Raw genomic sequence first — 14,424 nt, 5'->3', positions numbered from 1 at the left:
CTGCTAAAATCAGGCATTGGTGAGGAAAAAGCATGGAACGCAGACTTGCCGCCGTTCTTGCCGCCGATATGGCGGGATACTCCCGGCTGATGGGTGCCGACGAGGAAGGAACCCTCGCGCGATTGCGCAGCCACAGGATCGAACTGATCGACCCGGCCATCGAAAAAAACCAGGGACATATCATCAAAACCACCGGCGACGGCCTGCTGGTGGAGTTTCAGTCCGTGGCGGATGCCGTCCGCTGTGCCGTTGAGGTCCAGACCCGCATGCGTCGCCGCAATACGGATGTGGCGGCGGACCGGCGCATCCAGTTTCGCATCGGGATCAATCTCGGCGACATCATCTTCGATGAGGACGATATCTATGGCGATGGCGTTAATGTTGCCGCACGCCTTGAACAGATTGCCGATGTCGGCGGCATCAGCGTTTCCCATGCCGTTCATGAACAGGTTGCCAACCGGCTCACTGTCGCCTTCGAGGACCTCGGGGAAAAATCGCTCAAGAATATCGCCCGCCCGATCCGGGTCTGGCAGGTCCGGATGGATGAGGAACCGAAGACAACATACGGCATCGATGAGAAGGCGGAGCCGCGCGCAGTCGTCAAACCATCCATCGCCGTGCTGCCCTTCACCAATATGAGCGGCGATCCGGAACAGGAATATTTCGTCGATGGCCTGACCGAAGACATCCTGACGGAGCTGTCACGCCGCCACGAATTATTTGTCATCTCGCGCAACTCCACCTTCGTCTACAAAGGGCAGGCCGTAAACCTGAGAGAGGTGGCGGAAAAACTGGGCGCCCAATATCTGGTGGAAGGAAGTGTCCGCAAGGCGGGCGACCGCCTGCGCGTCACCGTGCAGTTAATCGACACCGCCACTGACTCCCATATCTGGGCAGAGAAATACGACCGCCAACTTGATGATATCTTCGCTCTGCAGGATGAGGTAACCGCCGCAATCGTCGCCACCCTGCCCGGTCGTGTCGAGGCCGCCCAGCAAGACCAGCTCGTCCGGAAGAAGCCCACAAGCCTTGCTGCCTATGAATGCGTTCTGGCCGCGAAGGTTCGCCATCACCGGTCCAACAAAGAAGAGAATATCGAGGCGCAGAAGCTGATCGAGCGCGCTATTTCCCTGGACCCGGATTATGCCCATGCGCATGCCTGGCGCGGCTGTATCCTTGGCCAGGCATGGTCTTATCAATGGGTGGAGGACCTGGAAGGCACCTTTGAAGAAGTGGTCCGTGAGCTGGAAAAAGCACAGAGCCTTGATGATTATGATGCCGACGTGCATCGCATCCTTGCCGCCATCAACGTCACACGGAATGACCTGACGCGGGCGCTGTACCACCAGGAGCGCGCGCTTGCCCTCAACCCCAATTACGATCTGGTGGTTGTTCAACAGGGGGAGTTACTGACCTGGCTTGGCCGAGCGGAGGAAGGGATCGAATGGATCCGAAAGGCGATGCGTCTCAACCCGCATCATCCGGAACGCTTCTGGAGCCATCTGGGCAAGGCGCATTTCGCGGCACGTCAGTATGATCAGGCAATCGACGCATTCATGCATCTATCCAGCATGGATTCCCTTCAGCACGCCTTTGCCGCAGCCTCTTTCGGCTGGCTTGGCGACAGCCGTGCCGCCGCCCATTTCACCCAAGCCGCCCAGGTTGATCCGGAATTCACCGTGGATGCATTCCTGGACGCCATGCATTACGCAAATGAGGCCGACTTGCAGCACCTGCGGGAAGGCCTCACCAAGGCCGAAGCCCTGACCGCCTGACCCACCGCTTGCAAAAAATATCCTACCCTGCTGTTGATGCACAGTTCTTCATGTGCCCGCGCCGAATTTCGTATTAAACTGAAAAATAAGGAAAAACAGTACAGGGCAAAGGAGGGGGCAAATGCCCGGCCTTGGGGAAATCCTAGCAGCAACACGGGTGAAATGCCCATGACGACGGTTATGGTTCTCACCATCATCGGCGTGGTCGTGGTTCTTGTGTTCGACTATACCAACGGCCTGCAGGATGCGGCGAATATGCTGGCAACCATTATTGCATCCCGGGCGACGACGCCGATCCAGGCAGCCGTCCTGGTTTCCTTTTTCACCTTTCTCGGGCCAATCCTGGGCGGAACCGCCGTTGCCAACACAATCGGCAATTTCGTCGATGTAACCGATTTGCAGGAACTGTCGTCGCTTACCATCGTGCTGTCCGGTCTGGCCGGCGCGATCGGGTGGAATCTGATCACCTGGTGGTTTGGCCTGCCCGCATCCTCGTCACAGGCGCTTGTCGGTGGCCTGATCGGGGCTGTGCTTATGGGGGCCGGACCGGATCACGTGGTCTGGGGGCTTGCGGAACTTGGGGAACACCGATTGACCGGCGTGGTAAAAGTAGTGGCCGCCCTTCTCTTCTCCCCCTTCGTCGGCTTTGCGGTTGGCTGGATTATTCACCGGATCATGCGGTTTGCCTTGAGGGGCGCCAAACCCTCCGCCAACCGCCCCCTACGCTGGATACAATGGTTCACAACCGCCGCCCTGGCGTTTTCCCATGGGACCAACGACGCCCAAAAAGGCATGGGGGTCATCGCCATGCTGCTGGTACTGGGTGGGATCACAACCGAGTTCTACGTGCCTGTCTGGGTCATCCTCGCCAGTTCGACGGCTATTACACTGGGCACGCTGGCCGGTGGGTGGCGGATTGTCCGCACATTGGGTTTCGGGATTTACAAGGTGCGGCCCATCCACGCCCTCGACGCGCAATTGACCTCGGCCAGCGTGATCCTGGCGGCCTCTTCTTTCGGCGGGCCGGTATCAACAACCCAGGTGGTCAGCACTGCAATCATGGGGATTGGCGCTTCAGAGCGCCCAAGGGCCGTACGCTGGCGACGCGCCCGGGAGATCATCGGGGCCTGGTTGATCACCATTCCCGGATCATCTCTTCTTTCCATCGGGTTCTACGCTTTGCAGCATGCTATCCTCTGAACGGAAGGCAGGAAAAGATCATGAACGAAAACAGGCCGGATATTTTGGGAGCAAAACCGTCGCGGGTTTCGTTGCTCCTGAACAGCCTCTTCCCGCGCATGGCGGATTTCCATGGCCTCCTCAACGACCAATGTGACCTGGTTGTGGAGGCGATGGAAATCTTCGTGAACTATATGGCAGAAGGCGACACCGCACTTGCCTTGGAAATCCGTGATCTGGAGCATCGGGGCGACAAGCTGAAACTGCGCAACATCGACATTCTCAACCGGTCTTTTTCCACGCCCTTTGACCGCGAGGATATCTACCGCGCCATCACCGCCATAGATGAGGTTCTCAACTACGCCAAGACCACGGTCCGGGAAATGGAAATTCTCGACGTTACCCCTGATGCCCATACGCAGGAGATGGCCCGCATTCTCTGTCAGGGTGCAATCGAATTGCAGGCCGGTTTCGTGAAGCTCAAGTCGCCCCCCGCAGACGCCGACCTGCACGCCAATTCCGTTCGAAAATCAGAGCGTCGGACAGAGAAGGTCTACCGGAAAGCAATCGCAGAGTTATTCGATCCGGAACATTACCTGCGCAGCCGCATAGAACAGAACAAGGAGGGAGACGAAGACCTCGCCAAGCTGCTGGAACCCATGGACCCGAACCGGTCCATGGCGGTTGCCCGCGGACTGTCCTTTGTCATGGAGGCGTTGAAAAGACGGGAGGTGTATCGGCATTTGTCCAATGCGGCTGATCATCTGGCCCATGCGGGGGATATCCTGCACGACATTGTCGTGAAAGCGGCTTGATCCTCTGTACGAAGGTATACCGAAGTTAATCTCGATTAATGACATATCTGTATTCCCCACAATACTTCTCAAAGAGAGACATGATTGCGGAGAGGGTAGGTCACGATGTCCGATAGCCATGGCACACAAACGTCGGCAACGAGCATTAAAGTATGGGATATATTTGTCCGTCTCGCTCACTGGGTCGTCGCAACCGCCTTTTTCATCGCCTATTTTACGGAAGACGACGTCCTGACACTCCATGTCTGGGCCGGGTATACGATCGGTGTGTTTGTTATTTTGCGGATCATCTGGGGCTTCGTCGGCCCGCGCCATGCGCGTTTCGCAGACTTTCTCTATGGCCCCTTCACAATATGGAAATACCTGCTGGCCCTTATGACCTTCAAGGCCAAACGCCATATCGGCCACAGCCCCGCGGGCGGCGCTATGGCGATCGTGCTGTTAATTGGTCTGGCAGCCACTGTCGGTGTCGGACTGGAACTATACGCCACGGAGAAAAACGCGGGCCCTCTGGCTTCCTTCACCCAGGTCGCAGCACCGATGGGCGACGCGAATACGCAGGTGATCCTGCAGGACCATGATGACGATTACGAGCAGGAGGAAGGCCGACACGGCGACCATGAAAGCGGTGCCGGGCGATTCTGGAAAGAACTGCATGAACTTCTGGCAAATGCCATGCTGTTCTTCGTCATCCTGCACATTGGCGGTGTAATTCTCGCCAGCATCGTCCATCGCGAGAATCTCACCAAGGCAATGATAACCGGATACAAACGCCCTTAATTTTACCTTGATGACATGGAAGAAACCCGGTGACACAGAAACAGCGCCTCGTCACCGGGGAATCAACAGCCTCTATTGATTGGCAGGCTTTTTCGCAAACTGGCCGTAAGACTGGAATTTCGACAGGATGATATCCATCTCCGCATCATCCAGAACCGGTCCGCCACCCAGTTGCAGCGTGCGCCAATACATCTCGCACAGCTTTTCCACCTCAACCGCCATGGCCAGGGCCTTTTTCAGATTGGGACCTGTGGCAATCATCCCGTGATTGGCAAGCAGGCAGGCCTTGCGGTCCACCAGCGCGTCAACCGTCACATCGGACAGTTCCTGTGTGCCGAATGTATGATAGGGCGCGCAGCGGATGGTCTTGCCGCCCGCCACCGCCACCATATAGTGGAAGGCAGGAATTTCCTTGCCCAGGCAGGCGATAGTTGTGGCGAAGGTCGAATGCACATGGACCACAGCCTGCACATCGTCACGCGCCTTGTAGATATCCAGATGGAAGCGCCATTCGCTGGACGGTTTCCGGTCTCCCGACCAGTCCGCATCCAAGGTCATCGGCACCATATCGTCGGGCGTGCTTTCATCATAAGGCAGGCCGGACGGCGTGATCAGGAAACCATCCCCCGACCGTACGCTGACATTGCCCGATGTACCCTGATTGATACCGATGGCATTCATTTCCCTGGCTGTATCCAGCAATTCCACCCGCAACACTTGATCACTCATGCCCCGAACCTCAACCGAACATGGCGCGCAGGTTTTCGGTATAGGGTTCGCAGATGATCCCCTTTTCCGTAATCAGGCCGGTAACCAGTTCATTGGGGGTCACGTCAAAGGCCGGATTGCGGACCTTGATCCCTTCCGGGGCCGTACGGCGGGCGCCAAAGCTGGTCACTTCGTCGTCTCCCCGCTCCTCAATCGGGATGTCCTTGCCGTGGGCCGTATCCAGGTCAATGGTCGACGACGGACAGCACACATAGAAGGGAATGCCGAAATGCTTGGCCAGGATCGCAACGCCCATGGTGCCGATCTTGTTGGCCACATCGCCATTGGCAGCAACACGGTCGGTCCCGGTAATCACCAGATCGATCAGTCCCTGGGACATGATGTGGGCCGCCATATTGTCGGTAAGCAGGGTCACGTCGATCCCCGACTGCTGCAGTTCCCAACTGGTCAGCCGTGCCCCCTGCAACAGCGGCCGGGTTTCATCGGCATAGACCCGGAAATTCACACCACGGCTGTGGGCCACATACATGGGCGCGGTCGCCGTGCCCAACTCGGAGGTTGCCAGCGATCCCGCATTACAATGGGTGAGAACGCCCATGCCTTCGGTAATCAGGGGGGCGCCATTCTCCCCCATCGCACGGCACAGCCCGATATCTTCTTCATGGATCGCAACAGCCTCAGCCACAAGGCGGTCATAGAGCGCGGTCGCATCGGTGATACCGCTTGCCTTCGCCATCGCCACCATACGGCGCAGCGCCCAGCCGAGATTGACCGCAGTTGGACGGGAACTGTCCAGGAAGGCCGCCTGATTTTCCACTTCCGCCATAAACTCGTCAATGGCAAGGCCGGTCTTGTCCTTCAGCGCCACGCAGAGGCCATAGGCCCCGGCAATCCCGATGGCAGGTGCACCGCGCACTTTCAGTACATGAATGGAATCCCAGACCTGCTGTGCCGTTTCCTGTTTTTCCATGCAGGTTTCCAACGGCAATCGCGTCTGGTCCAGCAGGTAAAGATCACCCTCTTCCCAGCGGACTGCACGGGGCAGGTTGTCTGCAGCTAATTGACCGTTCAGCACTGTTGCTCTCCTAAAAATGCGTCGTCAAATCATCAAACAAAATGGATCAAAAAAGCGGTTCGGGGAGAGGTATCCCCGAACCAATTCGCAGTCGGGGTTAGAAAAGACCTTTTTTATCAACCGGAATCCAATCCGCCATGGCACGGTCCACGTGGTTGAATTCAGGGAAGCTGGCGCGAAGCTGTTTCATGCTTTTCACACCGGCGTCGATCAGCATCTTCTGGGTAAACAGCATCGGCGGGATGGTGATTTCGTGGTCCAGTTTCTCGCCTGCAATCTTCTTGGCAATGGCGCGAACACTGACCGCCCCGATCGCAGCCGGGTTGGTCGCTGCCGTTGCCGCCCAGGGATTGCCGGGCTTGATCATCATCTGAATATCCTGGGTGGAGATATCAGCGGTATAGACCTTGACCTTGTCCGCCATGTTGTTTTCTTCCAACGCCATGATCACGCCTTTGCCGAATTCATCAAAGGGTGCGAAATAGGCATTGATATCCGGATTGGCCAAAAGAACCGCCTTCACCTGTTCCGCGTTCTTCACGGAAAACGGCGATTCCAGTGTACCGGTCCGCGCGACTTCCTTCAGACCCGGATTGGCCTTCTTGGCTTCTTCAAAGCTGACATGGCGTTTATCCAGGGGCAGGATACCAGCCACGTAGACATACCCCACATTGGCCTTGCCGCCGAAATCATCAAGCATGGCGTCCAGCGCCATCTTGCCCAATTGATGGTCGTCCTGGGATATCTGGTTGATATCCGGGTTCTTCAGGTTGACGTCGAAGGCAACGACCGGGATGCCCTTGGCGATTGCATCCGCGGCGGGTTTCTTCATGGTTTCGGTCAGGCCATGGTCGATAATGATACCATCCACGCCCATGTTGATTGCCTGATAGACAAAGTTGGCCTGCGCCTGGTTGTCCATATTCTTGCCGAAGACCGTCAGTTTCACACCGATCAGGTCTGCCTGACGCTGTGCACCCGCCTGATACATCTGCATGAACTCACCTTCCACCATCTGGCGGATCAGTGCGATATGAACTTTCTTCGACCCGTCAAACGGCGCTGGTGCGTCTGCCGCGACACTGGTGCCGACAACACCGGCGATCAGGCCACCGGCCAAACCAACCGCCTTCATCACTCCCTTGAAAACCATGAGAACCTCCATGTTCGTAAGTGGTTTTAATTCAGTTACAGTCTCAGTTTTTATTATCGTTGCTTGGCCAGGCTGAACGTGAAGGCCAAAGCGGCGACCAAAACGCTGCCCTTGATGAAATCCTGCCAGAAATAGGGCAGGTTCAACATGGTCAGCCCGTTCAACAGCATGCCCACAAAAATGGCCCCGACGATTGTGCCGAAGGCGTTTGGTTTACGCGCGCCCAATACCGCAAAGCCGATCAACGCCGCACCAACCGCATCCAACAACAGGCCCGATCCGCTGGAGACGTCCCCGCGACCGACGCGCGAGGCCAGCAACACGCCACCGAAGGAGGCGATCAGGCCGGACAGCACATAGGCCATGATGCGATAGCGGTCGACACTGGCACCAACCAGACGGGCTGCTTCGGCATTGCCGCCGATGGCATAGAAAACGCGGCCCCAACGGGTATGTTCCAGCACCACATAGACCAGCACCGCCAGCACCAGCATGAAGACAACCGGTGTCGGAACCAGGTCGAAGAGCCTGCCCTGCCCCAGGAAGAGGAAGCCTTCGGTAAATTCGCCCATGGCCTCGTCCCCATTGGACAGCAGCATGCCTGTCCCGATGGACCGGCCACCCGACGGGATCAACTGCAACCCCTGGATCAGGAACATGGTGCCCAGTGTCGCCAGAAGGTCGGGAATCTTGACCCGAACAATCAGGAAGCCGTTCACCAGGCCGATCAACGCCCCGATGATCAGGCAGATCACCACTGCCATGACGCCGGACAGTTCCAGCACCACCATGCTGTATGACGCCATCATTACCGACATGGCGGCGGTCGAACCCACGGACAGATCCAGCCCATCGGTCACCAGGGTGAAAGTCACGCCCAGCGCGAGAATGCCGTAGATGGTCACCCCAAGCAGGATCGAAAACAGGTTTGATGCGCTCCAGAAGGCGGGCTGCACCATGCCGAAACCGATGAAGGAGGCGGCCATGACGATCAAAAAGCCGTATTTGATCGAAAATGCGGTTACACGTTCCATTGTTATTATTGCCCCTGCTCTACCCGACGGCCTGTGTCACTTCGTCGGGTGATTGAGATGTCCAGTGAAGAAGGGTCGGCCGGTCAACGGCATCGATATACTGCTCGCCGACAATCATCCCGTGGTTCATCACGACCACGCGATCCGCCACTTCCAAAACCTCGTCCAGATCCGCCGCGAGAACGATCAAGGCCCGATCCCCACAATTGGCACGGATATAGGTGTTGATGTCATGGCGCGACCGGATATCCACGCCCTGATAGGGCTCGTCCAGGATCAGGACGTTGAAATTTTTCATGAGCCAGCGGGCCACCACTACCTTTTGCTGGTTCCCCCCCGACAATTCGGAAATATCGGAAAGCTCACTTTCGCATTTCACGCCCATGGCGTTGACCATACGGGTCGCCTCCCGGCTTTCCAGCCGATGTTTCATCAGACCGAAAGCGTTGCTGAAGGACCCCAGGAAGGGCAGCGTGATATTCTTGCGCAGATTAAACTCCGGGATGACCGCATTATTGGAGCGATCCTCCGGCACCATGAAAACGCCGTTGCCGATGGCCTCCGCCACGGTTTTGCTGTGGACCGGTTTTCCGTCGATCAGCAGCTGACCGGACAGGGGCTCTGCCAGGCCGAACAGGACCTGCGCCAATTCCGACTTGCCCGCACCGATCAGCCCGGTAATGCCCAGGATTTCCCCGGCGTGGACCTTCAGGTTGATCGGCTTGTGGCCCGGCTGAACCACAAGGTCACGCAATTCCAGTTTGGGCACCGCGTCAGCAGCATAGTCCTTGCGCTGGCGGCTCGCGGTCTTGTCTTCAATCTCACCGACCATCGCGGTGACAATTTCCTTCACCTTGAAAGGTCGCTCCAACACGCCGCCGTATTTACCGTCACGGATCACGCCGACACGATCGGCGATGCGCTCGATCTCATGCAGGCGGTGCGACACGTAAAGGATCGAAACGCCCTCTTCCCGCAACCGGAAAAGCTTCTCAAACAGAACTTCGGTTTCACGCTCCGAGATGGAGGAGGTCGGCTCGTCCAGGATCAAAAGCTTGGGATTTGTCGCCAGCGCCCGCGCGATCGCAATCATCTGACGGTCGCTTTGTTCCAGTTCGGACACTTCCTGGTTCAAGTCCAGGTGGTCCAGCCCCATGCGCGCCGCGATTTCCCGGGCACGTGCCTCGATTACTTTGGGCTTGTAGAAAAGCGAGCCTTCTTCCGACGACAGCAACTCGGCAAGCGCCAGGTTTTCCGCAACCGTCATGGTCTGGATCACGCCCTGATTGATGATCTGATGGACAGTGGCGATCCCCTTGGCGGTTGCATCATGGGGCGATGTGAAAGAGACCGGCTCGCCGCCTACCAGGATTTCGCCTTCGAAATCCGGGTAGTAGCCGCAAATAATCTTGATCAGGGTCGATTTACCCGCCCCGTTGGCACCGACCATGGCAAAGATTTCTCCCGGCCGGAACTCAAAGGAGACATCGTCAAGCGCGCGGGTCGGGCCAAAGCTCTTGCCCACATGGCGCACTTCGACGGCTGGAGACTGAGACATCAATTCTTCCCCCCAAAGGCCGGTGTTAGCGGCTGCCGCCCAGCGGCGAGATGCTGCGGGCCAGTTCGGATAATTCGGTGATGGAGGAATAGCCGTTGCGGTTGACCACCATGGCCCGGCCCATCGCCAGGGCGTTGGCTTCCGCCAGGGCGCGTTCCTTCAGGTCCGGGATATCGGCAATATCGGCCACTTTGGCGAGGCCGACGATGCGGCGCATCATCTTGCAGGCGGCAAAACCGATGCTGTCGGAAAACACGCGCTTCATGAAATGCGCCCGGAACAATTCGGCACTGCCGCCGCCCAGGTCCTTACCGAAGAAGGCCGTTCCCTGGGCTGCTTCATGGTCGCGCCACAAGGTCAGGAATTTTTCTTCAAAGCCGGTCCAGATATCTTCTGCGCATTGCAACAGCCATCCACGATAAGCCGCCGGGTCTTTGCCCATCGCCCGCTGACGATAGTCATGGGAGAAATAGGAGAGATAGAGGTTGCCCAGCATCGCCCCCAGATCGAAACCCATCGGCCCATAGAAAGCAAATTCCGGGTCGATGACATAGGTTTCATCCTCATTCGCCATGATGGAACCGATATGCAAATCCCCATGCAATAGCGATTCCGCCTGGGTCATGAAGGCATATTTCATCTCGCCCACGGCGACACGAACCGCCGGGTCCTTTTGGATGCTGTCGATGACGTCCTGGCTCAATTCCTCGTTATAGGCATTGGTCTCGTTGCCTTCGAAAGGATGGGTGAAGACAAAATCCTCCGTGATTTTGCACAACTCCACATTCACCGACTTTTTGACCGCTTCCTTCTTGACGTCATGACCGAGGTAAAGGTCTGAGGTATGGAACAGGGTTTGCGCCAGGAAGGTCGAAACATCATTTGCCAGTTTCGGGAAAACCTTCCCCTGGATGATATCGCCACGCAGGATATTATGGCGGTTCAAATTCTGCATGATGACCAGGGACATCTCGCTGGAGGCATAATAGATCTTCGGCACCAGACCGGGACAAAGGCGTTCCTGTTCCCTGAGTGCGGCGATTTCAGAATCCATACGCTCCCGCGACAGGGGCCAGCTTTCACCGACCACGCGCAGGAAAGGCACCGCCTGTTTCAAAACGACGGTTTCCTCAGGCTTTGCCCGATTGGTGATCAGGAAAACGAAATTGAGGTTTCCGTCGCCTACTTCCTTGATCTCAAGGTCGTCAAAACCGGAAAACAGCGCCTGCATTTCCGGCAGGTCGCGGATAAAATCGGTGACGGTATGTTCGTCGAGCTGGCGATAGTCCATAGTCAGTTCACCCCAGGTAACACTAGCGTTTACGCACAATGCGGAAGTCAAAGATATCCGCGCTGTAATAGTCGTTGCTGTAGCAGATCGGCGTTCCGTTATCGTCGTAGAAGACTTCTTCAAACAGCAGGAACAGGCCGATCTCACTTTTCATTTCCGGAAAATCGCGGCGCGTCAGAATGGTTGGCCGAAGATTGCTTTCCGCATAGGAAGGATTGTTGCCGCCGCCGGAAAACATCTCAAACAGCGACCCTCGGAAGTCCTCGCTCTCGATCCCCGGCACCAGTGATTTCGGCAGGATATCGATACAAAAGGCAGCAATGGCCCCATCGGCGCGCCGCACGCGTTCGATCCGCACCAGCGGTGCGCCTTCCTCCACCTGCAGCTTTTCCGCCAGCAGGTCGCTTGCCTCAATCACCTGAATTTCGATGCGACTGGTAGAAGGTGTGGCGCCGACGGCTCGAATATGTTCGGAGACGGAGCGCAGCTCATCAATCCCGTTTTCCAGGACCAACGGGATTTGTCTGATGAATGTGCCCTTACCCTGAATACGCTGAAGCAGGCCCTGACTTTCCAGGTTGGCCATCGCCTCACGCAGGGTCGACCGCCCCACATCAAGCAGGCTTGTCAGCTCACCTTCCGTCGGTAATTGATCACCGGCCACAAGCCCCTGGGCGCGGATCAGGTCCCTGATCGCTGTCTGGACGCGCACTTGCAGCGGCTTTTCCGCTGTCGCCTTCATGAAACAAATTCTCCCACAGACATTCGATATTCATCTGATTAATTTTTATGTCCATTCGAGAAAACCATCCCATAGCAGCTTTGCTTTCATCGAACGGTCCTGAATACCGAAAATTCATCTGATGACCTAATGCCAGATTCATCAGATGAATGTCAAGAGGCGCCCCTTCGCCAAAATGTCACAGGGGTAGATTTCAGCACAAATAGGGAAAACCGGAAGCTGCCTTTCGCCAAGCAAACCAGCCTGAATATTTCCCCAAGGCTGCCTTTTTGGTCCAGTCGCGCGCCCTTATGTGCGTGCGACCGTCGTTGTAGGGGAGTGCAATGGGCCTCAAACACAAAACCGGCCTAGCTGGCGGCAGGCCGTTTTATTCCTTTCTGGTGGAGAGGTCAGGTTATAAAGCAAAAGCCCCACACCTATGGTGTAGGGCTTTGTGCTGGTTGCGGGGGCCAGATTTGAACTGACGACCTTCAGGTTATGAGCCTGACGAGCTACCGGGCTGCTCCACCCCGCGTCAGAGTTTTTAATCCCCTATGGGATTTATTTTTTATAGGGGATGGATTGGAAGAGTGAATAGGTAAGACTGTGTATGGAAGACCTGGCAGCGACCTACTCTCCCGTGGCTTAAGCCAAAGTACCATCGGCGCAGAGGGCTTTCACTTCCGAGTTCGGGATGGGATCGGGTGGATCCTCCCTCGCCATAGCCACCAGGTCGTCGATACACAGTGAAGCACAAGAAGTCTTTTATAGTTGCGTTATGTTATGGGTTGGTCGAGTTCATCAGCGATTGATTGAGATCCTTGCCGCTGTATGCGGCGAGGAGATGATGAAGCCGATCGAGCGATTAGTACCGGTAAGCTGCATGTGTTGCCACACTTCCACACCCGGCCTATTAACGTGGTGGTCTACCACGGCTCTCAGCGAGACCTAGTTTTGAGGGGGGCTTCCCGCTTAGATGCCTTCAGCGGTTATCCCGTCCGCACATAGCTACCCAGCTGTGCCACTGGCGTGACAACTGGTCCACCAGAGGTGCGTCCATCCCGGTCCTCTCGTACTAGGGACAGCTCCTCTCAAGTCTCGTACACCCACGGCAGATAGGGACCGAACTGTCTCACGACGTTCTAAACCCAGCTCACGTACCACTTTAAATGGCGAACAGCCATACCCTTGGGACCTGCTCCAGCCCCAGGATGTGATGAGCCGACATCGAGGTGCCAAACACCCCCGTCGATGTGGACTCTTGGGGGGTATCAGCCTGTTATCCCCGGCGTACCTTTTATCCGTTGAGCGATGGCCCTTCCACTCGGGACCACCGGATCACTATGACCGACTTTCGTCTCTGCTCCACCTGTCGGTGTCGCAGTCAGGCAGGCTTTTGCCATTGCACTCATCAGACGATTTCCGACCGTCTTGAGCCTACCATCGCGCGCCTCCGTTACTCTTTGGGAGGCGACCGCCCCAGTCAAACTACCCACCACGCAGGGTCCCGGACCCGGATAACGGGCCGCGGTTAGATATCAAAATTCACAAGGGCGGTATTTCAAGGATGCCTCCACCGAGACTGGCGTCCCGGCTTCAAAGGCTCCCGCCTATCCTACACATGTCAATTCTGATACCACTGCGAAGCTGTAGTAAAGGTGCACGGGGTCTTTCCGTCTGACCGCGGGAACTCCGCATCTTCACGGAGAGTTCAATTTCGCTGAGTCTGCGTTGGAGACAGTGGGGCAGTCGTTACGCCATTCGTGCAGGTCGGAACTTACCCGACAAGGAATTTCGCTACCTTAGGACCGTTATAGTTACGGCCGCCGTTTACCGGGGCTTCAATTCGGTGCTTGCACACCTCCTTTTAACCTTCCGGCACCGGGCAGGCGTCAGACCCTATACGTCGTCTTGCGACTTCGCAGAGCCCTATGTTTTTAATAAACAGTCGCCACCCCCTAGTCTGTGCCACCCACACCTGGTTGCCCAAGCATGGGTCTCCCTTCTCGCGAACTTACGGGAGTATTTTGCCGAGTTCCTTCAACGCAGTTCTCTCAAGCGCCTTGGTATACTCTACCATCCCACCTGTGTCGGTTTCGGGTACGGTCTATTGCTGGGGCTATTTCCTGGAACAGCTTCACTGCACCCCCAATCCGATAAGGGGATACAATTTACGCCATTCGTCACGTCCCAGCAGGCTGAGGAATATTAACCTCATTCCCATCGTCTACGGCTTTCGCCCTCGACTTAGGGGCCGGCTTACCCTGCGCGGATTAGCCTTGCGCAGGAACCCTTGGGATTTCGGCGAGAGTGT

General features: G+C 56.6%; 11 protein-coding genes, 1 tRNA gene and 2 rRNA genes (1 of these 14 only partly in view). 4 read left to right on the top strand and 10 right to left on the bottom strand.

The features are described from left to right. Nucleotides 1-32: 32 nt before the first annotated feature. From IF205_RS06820 to IF205_RS06805, 4 genes are all read left to right on the top strand, one after another. The gene (locus IF205_RS06820; RefSeq protein WP_259782538.1) at nucleotides 33-1,775 is read left to right on the top strand and encodes an adenylate/guanylate cyclase domain-containing protein; all 1,743 of its coding nucleotides are present in this window, start codon (nucleotides 33-35) and stop codon (nucleotides 1,773-1,775) included. A gap of 168 nt (nucleotides 1,776-1,943) precedes the next feature. Further along, complete coding sequence (locus tag IF205_RS06815) at nucleotides 1,944-2,975, top strand: inorganic phosphate transporter (protein WP_259782537.1); 1,032 nt, start codon at nucleotides 1,944-1,946, stop codon at nucleotides 2,973-2,975. Between the two features lie 20 nt (nucleotides 2,976-2,995). Then, complete coding sequence (locus IF205_RS06810; protein WP_259782536.1) at nucleotides 2,996-3,769, top strand: DUF47 domain-containing protein; 774 nt, start codon at nucleotides 2,996-2,998, stop codon at nucleotides 3,767-3,769. Nucleotides 3,770-3,874: 105 nt separating this feature from the next. Further along, nucleotides 3,875-4,549 (top strand): cytochrome b/b6 domain-containing protein, encoded by a 675-nt coding sequence (locus IF205_RS06805; RefSeq protein WP_259782535.1) that lies wholly within the window; start codon nucleotides 3,875-3,877, stop codon nucleotides 4,547-4,549. Between the two features lie 72 nt (nucleotides 4,550-4,621). Here IF205_RS06805 and IF205_RS06800 read toward each other — a convergent pair whose 3' ends face one another. The 10 genes from IF205_RS06800 to IF205_RS06755 form a co-directional block, all read right to left on the bottom strand. After that, entirely contained in the window at nucleotides 4,622-5,278 is a 657-nt protein-coding gene (locus IF205_RS06800) for a class II aldolase/adducin family protein (protein WP_259782534.1), read from the bottom strand. 10 nt (nucleotides 5,279-5,288) lie between these two features. Beyond that, nucleotides 5,289-6,353 (bottom strand): S-methyl-5-thioribose-1-phosphate isomerase, encoded by a 1,065-nt coding sequence (gene mtnA / locus IF205_RS06795; protein ID WP_259782533.1) that lies wholly within the window; start codon nucleotides 6,351-6,353, stop codon nucleotides 5,289-5,291. Nucleotides 6,354-6,450: 97 nt separating this feature from the next. After that, on the bottom strand, nucleotides 6,451-7,506 hold the full coding sequence (locus tag IF205_RS06790; protein ID WP_259782532.1) for a sugar ABC transporter substrate-binding protein: 1,056 nt from the start codon (nucleotides 7,504-7,506) through the stop codon (nucleotides 6,451-6,453). A gap of 53 nt (nucleotides 7,507-7,559) precedes the next feature. Beyond that, the gene (locus tag IF205_RS06785; RefSeq protein ID WP_259782531.1) at nucleotides 7,560-8,540 is read right to left on the bottom strand and encodes an ABC transporter permease; all 981 of its coding nucleotides are present in this window, start codon (nucleotides 8,538-8,540) and stop codon (nucleotides 7,560-7,562) included. Between the two features lie 19 nt (nucleotides 8,541-8,559). Then, entirely contained in the window at nucleotides 8,560-10,098 is a 1,539-nt protein-coding gene (locus tag IF205_RS06780) for a sugar ABC transporter ATP-binding protein (protein WP_259782530.1), read from the bottom strand. Nucleotides 10,099-10,123: 25 nt separating this feature from the next. Further along, nucleotides 10,124-11,389, bottom strand: a complete 1,266-nt coding sequence (gene mtnK / locus IF205_RS06775) for an S-methyl-5-thioribose kinase (protein WP_259782529.1) — start codon at nucleotides 11,387-11,389, stop codon at nucleotides 10,124-10,126. Between the two features lie 22 nt (nucleotides 11,390-11,411). Beyond that, nucleotides 11,412-12,131 carry a GntR family transcriptional regulator gene (locus tag IF205_RS06770; RefSeq protein ID WP_259782528.1) on the bottom strand — a complete coding sequence of 240 codons (720 nt, stop codon included), beginning with the start codon at nucleotides 12,129-12,131 and terminating at the stop codon, nucleotides 11,412-11,414. A 437-nt stretch (nucleotides 12,132-12,568) separates the two neighbouring features. Continuing rightward, nucleotides 12,569-12,645, bottom strand: a tRNA-Met gene (locus tag IF205_RS06765). Nucleotides 12,646-12,727: 82 nt separating this feature from the next. Beyond that, nucleotides 12,728-12,843: ribosomal RNA gene (gene rrf, locus IF205_RS06760) — 5S ribosomal RNA — on the bottom strand. Between the two features lie 111 nt (nucleotides 12,844-12,954). Further along, nucleotides 12,955-14,424, bottom strand: a 23S ribosomal RNA gene (locus IF205_RS06755); it runs 1,274 nt beyond the window's last position.

Source organism: Aestuariispira ectoiniformans (assembly GCF_025136295.1).
Classification (GTDB): Bacteria; Pseudomonadota; Alphaproteobacteria; order UBA8366; family Aestuariispiraceae; genus Aestuariispira_A; species Aestuariispira_A ectoiniformans.
Note: the sequence above shows the minus strand (reverse complement) of the source record. Positions and strands in the feature narration are given on the sequence as shown.